The 15584-nt window shown below is 30.1% G+C and carries 11 protein-coding genes; all 11 read left to right on the forward strand.

Features of this window, described 5'->3' with window-relative positions:
- Nucleotides 1-125 precede the first annotated feature (125 nt).
- The 11 genes from HMPREF9943_RS03300 (at nucleotide 126) to HMPREF9943_RS03350 (ending at nucleotide 15489) form a co-directional block, all read left to right on the forward strand.
- Nucleotides 126-2450 carry an AAA family ATPase gene (locus HMPREF9943_RS03300; RefSeq protein ID WP_004802005.1) on the forward strand — a complete coding sequence of 775 codons (2325 nt, stop codon included), beginning with the start codon at nucleotides 126-128 and terminating at the stop codon, nucleotides 2448-2450.
- A gap of 174 nt (nucleotides 2451-2624) precedes the next feature.
- Entirely contained in the window at nucleotides 2625-3260 is a 636-nt protein-coding gene (locus HMPREF9943_RS03305) for a CPBP family intramembrane glutamic endopeptidase (RefSeq protein WP_004802006.1), read from the forward strand.
- Nucleotides 3261-3483: 223 nt separating this feature from the next.
- On the forward strand, nucleotides 3484-3693 hold the full coding sequence (locus HMPREF9943_RS03310; protein WP_004802008.1) for a helix-turn-helix domain-containing protein: 210 nt from the start codon (nucleotides 3484-3486) through the stop codon (nucleotides 3691-3693).
- A gap of 93 nt (nucleotides 3694-3786) precedes the next feature.
- The gene (locus HMPREF9943_RS03315; RefSeq protein WP_004802010.1) at nucleotides 3787-4680 is read left to right on the forward strand and encodes an ORF6N domain-containing protein; all 894 of its coding nucleotides are present in this window, start codon (nucleotides 3787-3789) and stop codon (nucleotides 4678-4680) included.
- Between the two features lie 6 nt (nucleotides 4681-4686).
- Nucleotides 4687-6267, forward strand: coding sequence for a type I restriction-modification system subunit M (locus tag HMPREF9943_RS03320; protein WP_004802012.1), 1581 nt, complete (start codon nucleotides 4687-4689; stop codon nucleotides 6265-6267).
- Entirely contained in the window at nucleotides 6260-7456 is a 1197-nt protein-coding gene (locus HMPREF9943_RS03325) for a restriction endonuclease subunit S (protein WP_004802015.1), read from the forward strand. Before HMPREF9943_RS03320 ends, HMPREF9943_RS03325 begins: the two co-directional genes overlap by 8 nt.
- Nucleotides 7457-7479: 23 nt before the next feature.
- Nucleotides 7480-8103 carry a restriction endonuclease subunit S gene (locus tag HMPREF9943_RS03330; RefSeq protein ID WP_004802017.1) on the forward strand — a complete coding sequence of 208 codons (624 nt, stop codon included), beginning with the start codon at nucleotides 7480-7482 and terminating at the stop codon, nucleotides 8101-8103.
- Nucleotides 8104-8119: 16 nt separating this feature from the next.
- Nucleotides 8120-9205, forward strand: a complete 1086-nt coding sequence (locus HMPREF9943_RS03335; RefSeq protein ID WP_004802018.1) for an AAA family ATPase — start codon at nucleotides 8120-8122, stop codon at nucleotides 9203-9205.
- Between the two features lie 5 nt (nucleotides 9206-9210).
- A complete protein-coding gene (locus HMPREF9943_RS03340; protein WP_004802020.1) occupies nucleotides 9211-12234 on the forward strand; it encodes a type I restriction endonuclease subunit R in 3024 nt (1007 codons plus the stop codon).
- Between the two features lie 101 nt (nucleotides 12235-12335).
- Nucleotides 12336-13040, forward strand: coding sequence for a Hachiman antiphage defense system protein HamA (locus tag HMPREF9943_RS03345; protein WP_004802023.1), 705 nt, complete (start codon nucleotides 12336-12338; stop codon nucleotides 13038-13040).
- A 1-nt stretch (nucleotide 13041) separates the two neighbouring features.
- Nucleotides 13042-15489, forward strand: coding sequence for a DEAD/DEAH box helicase (locus HMPREF9943_RS03350; protein WP_004802026.1), 2448 nt, complete (start codon nucleotides 13042-13044; stop codon nucleotides 15487-15489).
- Nucleotides 15490-15584: the final 95 nt, after the last annotated feature.

A 15584-nucleotide genomic window follows, 5' to 3' on the forward strand; every position in this document is an offset into this window, starting at 1 on the left:
GTAAAGATTTAGGAATTACAATTAAGAGCCCAGAACAAGCTGCAACTTATGTAGATGAGAGCTATATAGATGCTCCAGTACTGGAGAGTATAAAACATAGATATTATATAGGAGACAAGAACAACATGATTACCAAGATTGGGAAAATTGAAAATTTAGGAATATATAAAAATTTTACTTCTAGTAAAATTAATGAATTTAAGAAATACAATTTAATATATGGCTGGAATGGTTCAGGGAAAAGTACATTATCAAGATTATTTAGTTCATTTAGTGGAAAAGATATATCTGAATTATACAATGGGTTTAAAACTTCAGTTTGCGTTGATGGTAAAGTATATACAGAAAAACAGATGCCCATATCTAATGAATTTATCAAAGTATTTAATGAGGATTTTATAAAAGATAATATAGATTGGAATGGGATTTTAAAAAGCATACTATTGTTAGATGAAGAAAATATAGACGAAATGAAATTATATAATTCATTAAAAAAGGAATTATATGGAAATGAAGATAAAAAAGGAATGTTGAAAGATAGTGAAGATAGAGAAAAAGAATTACAAGACAAAGAAAAAGAACTGCAAAAAATTTTAACTAACATCGGGAAAAATGTAAAGAATAATCTTCAGTTATTAGATACCACTGATAGCTACTATATGAATTATGATAAGAGGAAAGTTTTGTCTTTGATTGAAGATGAAACTAATTCTATATCTGAAAACGACTTAATGAAGGAAGAAGAATTAGATGCTGTAATAAAAAAAGCAAGACCAATCAAAAAAGAGGCTATTACAAAGCCGATATATTCTTTAGACTTAGATAATATTCGAGAGGACATCCGTAAAACCAATGACTTGCTCACTAAAAGTGTTGCTTCAATAGTCATAGAAGAATTAAAAAATAATTCTCAATTATCAAGTTGGGTAGAAAATGGGTTAAATTTACATAAAACTGAACACAGAAAGACTTGTGCATTTTGTGGTGCTAACATTACTAATGAAAGAATAGAAAGCTTGGAGGCACATTTCAGCAATGCATTAAGTGAATTAAATTCAGAAATTATTTTACTGATAAATAACTGGGAATCGTATAAAATCAATGCGGATTTGGTTTTAATAGATGAAAGTGACTTTTATGATGAATTATTAGAACAGGTGAAAGAGCAAAATTCTGAATATAGGAAAATTTCAAAATTAATCAACCATGAGATAGAAGTTTATATTGAAGTATTAAAAGAAAAACAGAAAAAACCATTCGAAAAATTGGAAAAGACATTTGAAATCAATAAAATAATAAATGCCTCTAATGGATTAAATTTGGTAATAAGTAAAATAAAAGAATATATTGATACGCATAATGAAAAAACTAGGAATTTTGATGCCGTTATAAGAAACGCCAAGAAGTGCATCGAACGACATTATATCCGAGAACAAATTGAACAGTTGCACTATAATGAAAAAAAATTATCAATACAGCAATGCAAAAGCGATTTGGATAAAATAAAAGAAACATTTAATAAAAAGGAAGAGGAATACATAACTATAGAAAATAAGTTGTCTAGTGAAACTTTAGGAGCTGAGGAATTTAATGAAAAACTTGAAAAATTTCTAGGCTATGGAGAAATAAAGATACAATTTGATAAAAATGAAAAAGGATATAAAATTTATAGAAACGGTAGGGAAGAAGCTAAAAATTTAAGTGAGGGTGAGAAAACTGCGATCGCGTTTATTTACTTCATAATAAAAATTAAAGAGAATGGCAGAAAAATGGAAGATATCATTCTTGTGATTGATGACCCAATATCCAGTTTTGATTCAAATAAACTTTTTTCTGCATATGCATATATGAAGTCTGAATGTGATAAAGCAAAACAATTATTTGTATTGACACATAATTATAATTTCTTTTCACTAGTATTTGGATGGTTTAATAAAAAACATATTAAAGTTGATAATAAAAAACATCCTAATTACAGCATATATAGAATCGAAAATAAATTTGAAAATGGAGTGAGATTTGCTTTTTTGAATGATGGTGGAGAAGGTCTAAAACAAGCCACGGAATATGACTATATTTTTAATATGGTGTATTCGTTGAAAGATAAAACTTTATCGAAACAAGAAATGATTTTTTGTGGGAATGTTGCAAGAAAACTTGTTGAATCATTTTTGAGTTTTAAATTTCCAAAGCAACGAGCGGACTTAATGGCACTACTGAATGCTGCTTTGCCAGGAAATGAAAATGATATAGTTAGAGAAAGAATATATAAATTTATAAACATATATTCTCATGAAAAAAAGATTAATGTTCTTGAAGAATTAGACACTGAAGTTTTAGATGCTAGTAGCCAGACAGTAATAAATGATATTTTAAAAATGATAAAAGATCTAGATGAGGTACATTATAACGCAATGGTTGAAAAAGTAGAAAAAGAATTATCAGATTAGTTTATTTAGTTTGATATTCTGTGCTTGCAATATGCTTGCAAAAAATCGGAGAAACAGAAATAAAACGGATAATAAGGCTAAATCCAATTATAAAACCCTTGATTTTATGCTATTTATACAAAACAAAATCAATGGATATATCGAGTGGGAATAACAGTAACTTGGGACGAGTGTATGGACAATAAATATATCAAATTAAATATCTTTCCAATTATTGCTGAGGTACTATTTGTATTAGCCTGTTTGCTATTTCAAGGATATTATATATACATCAATTTTTTGTTTTATATAGTATTAGCAATATATTTTTGGTTAAGAAAAGATTTTTCAATTAAGGAGTGGTTAGCTTCTGTAAAAGGAGAAAATGCTTTTTGGAAGCAGGTAATGTTGACGATATTGTTCTTTTGTCTTGCTTTCGTATTTACAAATATCTTGGAAAATATGTTTCCATATCTTAGTACGGAAATGATTAATTTAAAAGCGGATAATTGGCTAAAGCTTATTCTGTTTATAGGTTCCACAATAATATTGCCACCAATCGTAGAAGAAGTGTTTTATAGAAAAAACCTTATATCTTTTAAAAATGGGAAAATTTTAATTTTGACAACACTGTTTAGCATGTTTGCATACGCTTTAGAACATACATTTACAATTTGGGGAGTTTTCTTATGTATGATATGGGCTTTGCCATTGAGCATTTCCTACATTAAAACAAAAAACATATATGTTACAATGACAGCACATTTTATATGTAATTTTGTTATAAACGGGATTGCTGTTGTGAAAATATGTGATTACTTATTGCATTGATTATCTGTACAAAACAATATTCACATTGTTAAAGCACATAGCTTGAGAGTAAAATCTTTCAGCTATGTGCTTTTTATATGCATATGGAACTTACAGCGGAAGACTCTCAATTATATGCTATGAGATTTCAAATATTTTAAGTCACGGTACTTTTAAAGCACTGTAAAAAATGCTATTATATTTGTAAAATAACTTCACGAATTTATAATTAAGAGGTAAATATATGAAAGTCAGTTATAATGGATTGTGGAAAATTTTGATAGATAAGAATATGAATAAAAAAGATTTGGCAAAGGCTTGTGAATTATCTCCTGCAACAGTATCTAAAATGGGCAGAGGAGAGTTTGTCAGTATGGAAGTTTTATATCGTATAGGAATAAAGTTAAATGTTGATTTTGGAGATATGGTTTCGATTATAAAGCAAAAGAAATAAATAAAAGTTGAGGTGCCAAAATGTAACCTCAAGGTAGGATAGAATTGATTGGTAACAGATTGTGACCGGTTTAAGGAAAAGATGAAGGTATTTATGGCAGAAGATAAAAATCTCGTCATTGTTGATAATAGAGAAATACAGAATATGATTTATACAATTAGAGACAAACAGGTAATGGTCGATAGTGATCTCGCAGAACTATATAAAGTTACTACCGGTAATTTAAATAAAGCGATGAAAAGAAATTTATCAAGATTTCCAGAACATTTTTGTTTTCAATTAACGGAACTTGAATATGAAAACTTGAGATTCCAAAATGGAAGCTCAAGTTCAAATAATAATTATGGTGGCAGAAGATATATGCCATATGTTTTTACAGAGCAGGGTATTGCTATGCTTTCCGCTGTTCTTAAAAGCGATGTGGCAGTGGAAGTTAGCATTAAAATCATGAATAGCTTTGTGGAGATGAGAAGATTTCTCCTTTCAAACAAAGAGATGTTTGCTCGTCTTGACAGAGTGGAGTTAAAACAATTAGAAACGGATAAGAAGCTGGAAGAAATATTTAACTATATTGCGACCAACGCTGAAGTAAAACAAAATATCTTTTTCGATGGGCAAGTATATGATGCTTTCAGCTTTATTGTAGGGATTATCCAAAAGGCTAAGAAAGAAATAATCCTAATTGACAACTATGTGGATATCAACACTTTAAATATTTTGTGTAAGAAAAAACAGGGCGTGGATGTTTTTATAGCTACAGCAGGAAAGGGCAATTTATCAATAAAGGATATAACGAAATTTAATGCTCAATATCCAAAACTATCAGTTAAAACTACTACGGATTTCCATGATAGATTTTTAGTCATAGATAAAACAGAAGTCTATCATATTGGAGCATCAATAAAAGATGCGGGTAAAAAGAGTTTTGGAATTACAAAGATAGAAGATAAGGACTTAATAAAAAGTTTGATAAATAAAGTGAGGTAGAAAGGGATGTCAGATTTAACTAAGGGTAACAATGAAACAATACAAAGAGCAGAGTTGCATAGAAAAATTTGGGCGATTGCTGATGATGTTCGCGGGGCAGTAGATGGATGGGATTTTAAACAATATATACTAGGAATTTTGTTTTATAGATTTATTTCCGAAAATATTACTGAATTTTTCAATTTGGCAGAACACGAAGCCGGTGATTTAGAATTTGATTATGCCGAAATTTCTGATAAGGAAGCAGAAGAGGATTTTAGACCTAATACTGTTGAAGATAAGGGATTTTTTATATTGCCAAGCCAGTTGTTTAAAAATGTTGTTAAAACAGCTAAAGACAACGAAAACTTAAATACGGATTTAGCGAATATATTTAAAGCGATTGAAGGCAGTGCAGTAGGATTTGCATCGGAAGATGATATCAAAGGCTTGTTTGAAGATGTGGACACAACAAGTAACCGTTTAGGTGGAACTGTAGCAGAAAAAAATAAAAGGCTGGCAGATATACTGACAGGAATAGCTGGAATTAATTTTGGAAATTTTCAGAATAACGATATAGATGCTTTTGGTGATGCCTATGAGTATTTGATTTCAAATTATGCGAGCAATGCCGGTAAATCGGGTGGAGAATTTTTTACTCCGCAAACTGTATCAAAACTTCTATCAAGACTTGTTATGGATGGTAAAACAAATATTAACAAGGTGTATGACCCTACATGTGGCAGTGGAAGTTTGCTTTTACAGATGAAAAAGCAATTTGATGAGCATATTATTGATGAAGGCTTTTTCGGGCAGGAAATCAATATGACTAACTTTAATCTGGCTCGTATGAATATGTTCCTTCACAATGTGAATTACAATAACTTTTCAATCAAAAGGGGAGACACTTTAATTAATCCTTTACATAGAGATGAAAAGCCGTTTGATGCCATTGTTTCAAATCCTCCTTATTCAATCAAATGGGTGGGAGATGCTGATCCTACTTTGATAAATGATGAAAGGTTTGCACCGGCAGGCAAGTTGGCACCAAAGTCTTATGCCGACTATGCTTTTATTATGCATTCATTAGCATATCTTTCGAGTAAGGGAAGGGCTGCAATCGTATGCTTTCCGGGAATTTTTTACAGAAAAGGAGCTGAAAAGACAATCAGAAAATATCTTGTGGACAATAACTTTATTGATTGTGTAATTCAGCTTCCTGAAAATCTTTTTTTTGGAACATCAATAGCTACTTGTATTTTAGTTATGGCTAAGAATAAGACAGAAAATAAAATCCTGTTTATTGATGCAAGCAAAGAATTTAAGAAAGAAACCAACAACAATATTTTAGAAGAAAAAAATATTAAGATAATAGTTGATGAGTTCAGAAGCAGAACGGAAAAAGAATATTTCTCAAGATATGTAGACAGAGCGGAAATTGAAGAAAATGATTATAATCTTTCCGTTTCAACTTATGTGGAAAAAGAAGATACAAGAGAAGTAATTGATATTAAAGTTCTAAATAAGGAAATTGAAGAAACTGTTAAAAAAATAGATGAGCTTAGAGCTTCCATAAATGAAATAGTAAAGGAGCTTGAAGATGAGTAAAATAGATGAACTGTTAAAAAATGAAAAGGTTGAGTGGAGAAAATTAGGGGAAGTATGTGAATTTCGAAGAGGACAGGCTATTACAAAGAAAGATATTATAGATGGAAAAATACCTGTTATTGCTGGTGGACAAAAACCGGCTTACTACCACGGAATCAGCAATAGAAATGGAATAACTATTGCTATCGCAGGTAGTGGAGCTTATGCAGGGTTTGTAAGCTATTGGGAACAACCAATTTTTTTAAGTGACGCATTTTCAGTAGAACCAAATGAAAGCTTAAATAAGCGATATTTATATCATTGGCTGTTAAGTATTCAGCATAAAATTTTTGAGTTAAAACAAGGCAGTGGCATTCCGCATGTATATGGTAAAGATTTAGGACGATTTGAAATACCAATCCCATCCATAGAAATTCAAGAAAAAATTGTGAAAACACTTGACAAATTCACAAATTATGTTACTGAATTACAGGCTGAATTACAGGCTGAATTACAGGCTAGAACTAAACAGTATGAGTATTATAGAGATATGCTTTTGAGTGAGGGATATTTGAACAAAATATCAGAAGAGCTTTTTATTGAATATAACACTTCCCTTAAAAAAGTTAAATTAAAAGAGATTGCAGAAATAATAAGGGGGAAAAGACTTGTACGAAGCGAGCTCAAAGAAACAGGAGAATTCCCTGTTTTTCAAAATAGCTTAACGCCTCTAGGATATTATCATGATAAAAATTTTACTGGCGACAAAGCTTGTGTAATTTCGGCAGGGGCAGCAGGAGATATCTTTTATATTGAAGATGACTTTTGGGCGGCGGATGATGTCTTTGTGATAACTAGTGATAGTATTTTAAATAAGTATATATATTATTTTCTATTGAACAAACAAAGTTTAATAAAATCAAAAGTCAGAAAAGGAAGTGTACCTAGATTATCGAGAGATGAAATAGAAAGAGTAGAAATTCTAGTTCCAACTATTGGGGTACAAGAAAAGGTGGTTGAAATCCTTGATAAATTCCAATCGTTACTTTCTGATACGCAAGGCTTGTTGCCACAGGAAATTGAGCAAAGACAAAAACAATATGAATATTATCGTGAAAAACTCTTGACATTTGATATAGAGGGCGAAACAATTCTTAGACAGACAGACAGACAGACAGACAGACAGACAGACAGACAGACAGACAGGTAATATCTAGCGATTATTTTGTTATATTGGAAAAAGCTGCAGATATTGCTGGAGTTAAACTTTTTGGTGGTGAATGGAAGAGTTTAGGTGAATTTTGCGAATGCTATGATGGTACACATCAAACACCTAAATATACTAATGAAGGGATTCCGTTTGCAAGTGTACAAAATATAAAAAATATTTATGGTACAGATAAATTTATATCAACTGAAGCATTTAATGAATATAAAATCAAACCACGAAAAGATGATTTATTTATGACCAGAATAGGTGATATTGGAACATGTGCATTAGTAGAAAATAATGAAGATTTAGCTTATTATGTAACTTTAACTTTATTAAGACCAAATCAAAATATTGTTTTAAGCAAATTTTTAAAATATTTGATTGAGAGTAAACATGGCAAAAAAGAATTGGATAAACGAACATTACACATGGCTAATCCAATAAAAATAAATTTGGGAGAAATTCCAAAATTAAGATTTTTGATTCCTCCTATGACAGTTCAAGAGTATATCATTTCTATTCTTGATAAATTTGATACTATTGTAAAGAATATTTCTCAAGGATTACCAAAAGAAATAGAGTTAAGGCAAAAACAGTATGAATACTACAGGGAGAAGTTATTAGATTTCGACAAAAATGATTAAGATATGAGGTGAAAGTATGGAGGAGTATGGGTCTTTAGCAGAAATAGCTCAAGAAATTAAAGATTCCAATAAAAAAGTTGCTTTATTGTACGCTTTCAATGCAACAGGAAAGACAAGATTGTCAATGGAATTTAAAAATCTTGTTAATGAGTCGAAAAATGATGAAGTTATAAAGCATGTGGTTTATTATAATGCTTTCACGGAAGATTTATTTTCTTGGGACAATGATTTAGAAAATGACAATGAGAGAAAACTTAAACTTAATAAGAACTCTAGTTTTATTGAGTTGATAGAACGACAAGGCAAAGAAAACGAAATAGCAGAGAGATTTAAAGAATTTACTTCTTCAAAGATTGAACCTAACATCAATACAAGCACAGGAGAAATCACCTTTAGCTTACCTACCGGAGATGAGAAATCAGTTGAAAATATCAAAATATCCAAAGGCGAGGAAAGTATCTTTATCTGGACTGTATTTTTTGTCCTAATGGAAACAATTATAGCAGAGTTGAATATTGATGAAATCAATGATAGAAGTACCGATGAATTTAATGATATACAATATATCTTTATAGATGATCCTATTTCATCTTTGGATGATAACCATGCGATTGATATAGCATTAGAATTAAAACATATAATCGGTTCCTCAAAAAATGAAAATTTGCATTTTATTATTTCAACTCACCATTCACTGTTTTACAATGTTTTGCATACAGAATTGACTAAAGCAAAGAAGCTTTGGTTTAGTAAAAATGAAGACAAATATTCAATTGTAGAGCTTAAGAATAATGAGATGCCCTTTGGATATCATTTGATGCTTAAAGATGAACTAAAGAGAGCAATAGAAAATAATACGATTAAACGATACCACTTCAATTTGATGCGTAATTTGTTAGAAAAGACAGCACATTTTTTAGGATATAACAACTGGAAAGATTTAATAAATGAAGAGGATAAAGATTCTTATATTAAGCGAATAAATATATATAGCCATAGCAATCATTCTGCTTTAGAAGCAAAAGAACTGGAGCAGCATGAGAAAGAATTCTTGAAGAGAATATATGAAAAATTTATTTTAGAATACAAATGGAAGGAGTAATTTAGATGTCAGAAGAAAAAGCAAAATATAATACATCTACAATTGCCGAAATGACGGGCGGAATCATTTTAGCTAATTTTGAAAAAGACTTTCAAGTTAGAGAAACTGCATATCAAAGTGAAGCTGAACTGGAAAGACAAATGATTGAAAACTTGACTTCTCAGGGGTATGAGAGGCTTATAGTAAAGTCAAATGATGAATTATATGCAAATTTAAAAATTCAAATTGAAAAACTAAACAATATATCTTTTTCAGATGAAGAGTGGAGCAGATTTTTAATCGAATATTTAGATGTCCCAAATGATGGGATGATTGAAAAAACACGAAAAGTACAGGAAAACCATATCCATGATTTCATATTTGACGATGGGCATTTGAAAAATATTAAAATTATAGACAAGAAAAATATTCATAATAATTTTTTGCAAGTTACCAATCAGATTGTCGGCGAAGGAAAAAATCGAAATCGCTATGATGTAACAATTTTGGTAAATGGCTTGCCACTTGTTCATATTGAACTGAAAAAAAGAGGCGTGAATTTGCATGAAGCCTTTAATCAAATTCATAGATACAGTAAGGAAAGTTTTAACAGCGAGAATTCATTGTATAAATATGTTCAGATATTTGTAATCTCCAATGGAACTTATACTAGATATTTTGCAAATACGACAGCGCAGAATAAAAATAATTATGAGTTTACTTGTGAATGGGCAGATGCTAAAAACAAGGTGATTTGTGACTTAGAGGACTTCACCAAGACATTTTTTGAGAAGCGTGTCATTCTTGAAGTACTTACAAAATATTGCGTATTTGATGTTAATAACACACTGCTTATTATGCGCCCATATCAAATAGCAGCAACTGAACGAATTTTGTGGAAGATAAAATCAAGTTATGAGGCGAAAAAAGCTGGCAGACCCGAAGCGGGAGGTTTTATTTGGCATACGACAGGTTCAGGTAAGACGCTCACTTCTTTTAAAGCAGCAAGACTTGCTACAACATTGGATTTTATTGATAAGGTGTTTTTTGTGGTAGACAGAAAAGACTTAGATTACCAAACAATGAAAGAATATCAAAGGTTTCAGCCGGATAGTGTAAATGGAAGTAAGAATACAAAAGAACTTAAAAGATGTATTGAAAGAGATGATAATCGTATTGTAGTTACCACGATTCAAAAATTAAATGAATTTGTAAAGAAAAATCCTGCCCATGAAATTTATGATAAACATTGTGTTCTTATATTTGATGAATGCCATCGCTCTCAGTTTGGAGATGCACAGAAAAATATAAGGAAGTCATTTAAGAAATATTATCAATTCGGATTTACGGGAACTCCAATTTTTCCGGAAAATTCTCTTGGCGGAGATACCACATCAGGGATATTTGGAGCACAGCTTCACAGTTATGTTATAACCGATGCTATTCGTGACGGCAAAGTTTTGAAATTCAAGGTAGATTATAACAATATTACACCGAAATTCAAAACTGCGGAGAAAGAGGAAGATGAAAAGAGATTAGCTAAACTGGAAAATAAAATGCTGATCCATCCTGAAAGAATTACTGAGATTACAAAGCATATTCTCAAGGTTTTTGATACGAAAACACATCGTAATGAGTTTTATGATTTGAAGCATAGAAGACATAATGGATTTAATGCTATGTTTGCTGTGCAAAGTGTTGAAGCTGCAAAATTATATTATGAAGAGTTTGAAAGACAACAAAGCAGTTTACCTGAAGAAAAAAGATTGAAGATAGCTACAATTTACAGCTTTGCAGCCAATGAGGAGCAAAGAGCAATCGGAGAAATATCAGAAGAGGGTTTTGATGTTTCTGCCATGGAATCAACAGCAAAAGAATTTTTGGATAAGGTAATCACTGACTATAATAGTTACTTTAAAACCAATTTTTCTACCAATGGTAATGAATTTCAAAATTATTATAAGGATTTATCACTTAAAGTGAAAGATAAACAAGTTGACTTGCTTATTGTAGTAGGAATGTTTTTGACAGGTTTTGATGCACCTACATTAAATACACTATTTGTTGATAAAAACCTGAGATATCATGGTCTTATTCAGGCTTTTTCAAGAACCAACCGTATACTGAACAAAGTAAAAACGTTTGGCAATATTGTTTGCTTTAGGGATTTGGAAAAAGCTACGCAGGATGCAATCAAGACCTTTGGAGATGAAAACAGTGTAAACATCATTTTGGAAAAGAGCTATGAAGAGTATATTCATGGCTTCAAAGATGAAGAAACGGGCAAGGTTATTAAGGGTTACACAGATATTTGTAATGAAATAATATCTAAGTTCCCAGAGCCGACCGAAATTATATTAGAAGCGGATAAAAAAGAATTTGCAGAGCTTTTTGGCGAGCTGTTGAAAGCCGAGAATATCTTGAAAAATTTTGATGAGTTTGAAGACTTCGAAAAAATTATATCAGACAGGCAGATACAGGACATGAAAAGTGTCTATGTTGATATCAGAGAAAGCATAGTAAATTCAAAGCATAATGAAAATTCCGAAGCTGATCAAGTTGATTTTTCTGATGTTGAATTTCAGATTGACTTACTTAAAACGGATGAAATAAATTTGGATTATATTTTGGCTTTGATACTGGAAAAGTCAAAAGAAAATGATGATGTGGAAAGCTTAAAAGCAGAAGTTCGAAGGGTGATAAGATCAAGCCTTGGTACAAGGGCAAAAGAAGAATTGGTTATGAACTTTATAAACACCACAAGATTGTCTGAGCTGAAAAATACTGATGATATTCTTGAGTCATTCTATAGTTTTGCAAAGAAAGAGAAGGAGAATAATATAATATCTTTAGTTGAAGAAGAAAACTTGAAAGAAGACTCAAAACGGTTTATAGAAAGGGCTATAAGAAAGGGATATGTAGAATATGTGGGGGATGAGTTAGACCGTATCATACCGCCTACATCACGTAGGCATGGAGCCAGAGAAAAGAAGAAGGAATCAGTATTAGAAAAAATAAGAAAAATTGTGGAAGTTTTTGTTGGGATATAGTGGTTGATGAGAAAAGGGAATTATTGATAAATCCGGATTTTCTGAAGAAGGTAATCAGTGAAAAAGTTTAATGGCGAGAGGAAAGAGAATGGACGGCATAGTTGAAAGAAAAAAGTGATGAGTTAGTGAGCATATGTCATGGAGAATATGCCCTTGTTTCAGGACTCAATTATCATTCATTTGATGAAACTGTAAAAGAATTGGTAAATCATAGAATTCCAAGTAATAGAAATAGGAAAGTAGGCGTGATAGGTGAGTTATTGCTAAATGTGCTGATTAGAGAATTTACTGATATTAAAATAGTTTCGCCATTTTTTAATTTAGAAGAAAGAAACGTAAAAAAGGGTTTCGATATTATTGCTGTTGATCCCAATAAAGATTTATGGATTATAGAATCAAAAGCGGGAGAATTAGGTGAACTAAAAACTTCTACTGAAAAGGTATGCGAAAGAATCAATACTGCTAAAAGAGATTTAGATACACGCCTGAATATGCATAATTCACAATTATGGTTAAATGCAGTGAATAGTGTTAGGAGTGCATTAGATGATACCAGTGAAAAAAATACTATAGTTAATATACTTAATAAAAATGGCAACTCATGTTCAAGCAGCGATAAAAATGTTATTTTAGGTGGTACTGTGTTTTGCGTATTTGATTCTACAATAGATTCAATAGAACTGGGAAAATTGTATAATTCAATATTTAACTCTAATAGATTTTCAAAATTGAAATTAATTGCAATACAAAAACAAACATATCAAGCGATAATAGATTTTTTAGTAACCTTAGTAAAGGAGGTTTGAAGTGAATAAATTAACATTGAGAAAGCTTTATAATACTGAATTTCCAGAACTATATAAAAAGTTACAGATAGGTGTAGAGTTATCTGATATAGAACTAGAAAAAATATTATCTATAGGGATTTTTTTGATTGGATTGGAAGATAAAAATCTTCAGAAATTAGGATATAGATTGTTTTTGTTGTATAGCAAAATAACTGATGACTATAAACCATTGTATGAATTAAGCTTAAATAAAGGACTTATTCCTATATCTAAATTTATAGAAAACAACTTAAACTATTTAGAGAAATATGGAAATCTATATACTGATATAAACAGTATAGTGAGTGATGAATTTAAATGGAATAATTCATATCAAACAATAGGGCAGTTTAAATTATTTAAAAAAGCAATTGAACTAAAATTAAAATCTCAGATTATTGTGGCTCCGACATCATATGGGAAAACAGAATTGATATTATCATTTATTGATCAAACTGAATTAAAAAAAATATGCATCATTTCTCCTACTAAATCTCTTTTGGCACAAACAAAGAAAAGAATTATAAATCAATTTGGGTACAGGAAAATAATAACATATCCAGAAATGTATAATAATAAAGATGATGAAATAATAGCGGTATTAACTCAAGAAAGATTATTAAGACTATTACAGAGTAATCCAGATTTAAAATTTGATTTATTAATTGTTGATGAAGCTCATAATATATTAGATGAATTTTCAAATGAGAGAACACGAAGTGTGATTTTAGCATCAGTCATTATTATTTGTAAAAAAAGAAATGATAACATTATTTGTAAATATTTGACTCCATTTTTAAAATCTGAAGAAAGTTTAAGAATCAAACATATTTCTAATGATGCTGAATGGTATAGTGTTATGGAGAATGTCAAGTCGGAAATGTTCTATTTTTATGACTTAGAGAATAATAAGAAATTTTTATTAGACCAATACTCTGCAATGAAAGATAAGTTGATTGATTTCAATGTAGGCACATTAGGAGATGATACAGATATTGTTATTGCTAATTGTGATAACAAAAATATTATATATTTAAATAGTCCTAAGAAGCTTGAGATTTTTGCTTATGAAATGTTTTCTAAACTTCCTGAAAAGCAAATAGCTAAACTTAGTAAAGCTGCTAGTGATTTGCGTGAGTATGTACATGAAGATTATAAATTAGCTGATTATATTGAGAGGGGAATTATTTATCATCATGGTTCAATACCGGAACCAATAAGATATTTTATAGAGGACTTATATGTTAATATACCAGAAATAAAAATGCTCATTGCTAATTCTACATTACTTGAAGGTGTTAATATTCCTGCAACAAAGATGTTTATATTAGATCCTTGCAGGGGCAACAATTATTTGTCACCATCCTCTTTTAAAAATTTAGTTGGGAGAGTATGCAGATTTGGAGAGATTTTTAATAATAGCAGTGGAGATTTAAAATACTTGTTACCAGAAATTCATATTATTAAAGGAAAGTATTGTAGAAAAAATTTTAATGTAGAAAGTTTTGTCAAAGGCAGAAAAATATTAGTTAAAGATTATGCTAAAATTACTGATGATATAAAAAACCCATTGTTAATTCATTCTGATATTGATAATAATAAAACGAAAAAAGCTGAAGAAATTTTAGAGAATATTTCTCACTGTGATAATATTACAGATAATAGTTTTAGGAAGCCAAAAACAAAAATTGGACAGTTATGTTTTGAAAACAATATTAACATATTTGATATATTTGAGATAGAGGAACAAATAGATAAGGAACTAGAAAATATAAACAAGGCTCAAAGCATGGATATAGTTTTTAATACAATAAATTATTTGTTTTTTTCTAAAATTAATGATAATCAAGGTGAGTATAATAATTTAAAACGTTTGAGAGAACATGAAGCACAAAATTTTTATAAAATGCTAATTAACTGGAGAATAATGGGATTTACCATGAAAGTAATGATAGACAAGATGGTTGGATATTGGAATACGCTTAGAGAAGAGCAATCAAGAATTGTTTATGTTGGTAAATGGGGGGATAAAACCAGAGATGGACATAACGAGTATTGGACTGACATTACAGAAAAAGATGAATATGAAAAGGTTAATTTAGCTATCGTAAGATTGAAAGAAGAATACGATTTTATAGATAATGAACTAGTAAAATATATAGAAATCCTATATTCTTTAGAACTTATTGAAGAGTCTCTTTATTTAAAAATAAAATACGGAACAGATGATAAAGCTAAAATTGCGTTATTGAATTGTGGTATTAGCAGTATTCTATCAAAATTGTTGCAAGAAAAATATGCTGATATGTTTGAGGCGGATATAGATAATAGTACCGTAATTTTTTCTGAAAATTTGGTTTCTGAAATGCTAAAAAATAATGAAAATGGTATTTTGATTTCAGAGGTAAAAATGAATGCTAAAGAATAAGTTGTAGTTTCCTGCTTGCAATATGCTTGCAAAAATCTAATAAATAGAAATAAAATGGATGATAATGATAAATCTAATAAGAAAAACATTGATTT

This window comes from Eggerthia catenaformis OT 569 = DSM 20559 (assembly GCF_000340375.1).
GTDB classification, from domain to species: domain Bacteria; phylum Bacillota_I; class Bacilli_A; order Erysipelotrichales; family Coprobacillaceae; genus Eggerthia; species Eggerthia catenaformis.

Coding starts and splice junctions, on each gene's coding strand:
- HMPREF9943_RS03320 (WP_004802012.1), top strand. CDS start 4,687: ATGTCAGATTTAACTAAGGGTAACAATGAAACAATACAAAGAGCAGAG.
- HMPREF9943_RS03300 (WP_004802005.1), top strand. CDS start 126: ATGATTACCAAGATTGGGAAAATTGAAAATTTAGGAATATATAAAAAT.
- HMPREF9943_RS03315 (WP_004802010.1), top strand. CDS start 3,787: ATGGCAGAAGATAAAAATCTCGTCATTGTTGATAATAGAGAAATACAG.
- HMPREF9943_RS03305 (WP_004802006.1), top strand. CDS start 2,625: ATGGACAATAAATATATCAAATTAAATATCTTTCCAATTATTGCTGAG.
- HMPREF9943_RS03335 (WP_004802018.1), top strand. CDS start 8,120: ATGGAGGAGTATGGGTCTTTAGCAGAAATAGCTCAAGAAATTAAAGAT.
- HMPREF9943_RS03310 (WP_004802008.1), top strand. CDS start 3,484: ATGAAAGTCAGTTATAATGGATTGTGGAAAATTTTGATAGATAAGAAT.
- HMPREF9943_RS03340 (WP_004802020.1), top strand. CDS start 9,211: ATGTCAGAAGAAAAAGCAAAATATAATACATCTACAATTGCCGAAATG.
- HMPREF9943_RS03325 (WP_004802015.1), top strand. CDS start 6,260: ATGAGTAAAATAGATGAACTGTTAAAAAATGAAAAGGTTGAGTGGAGA.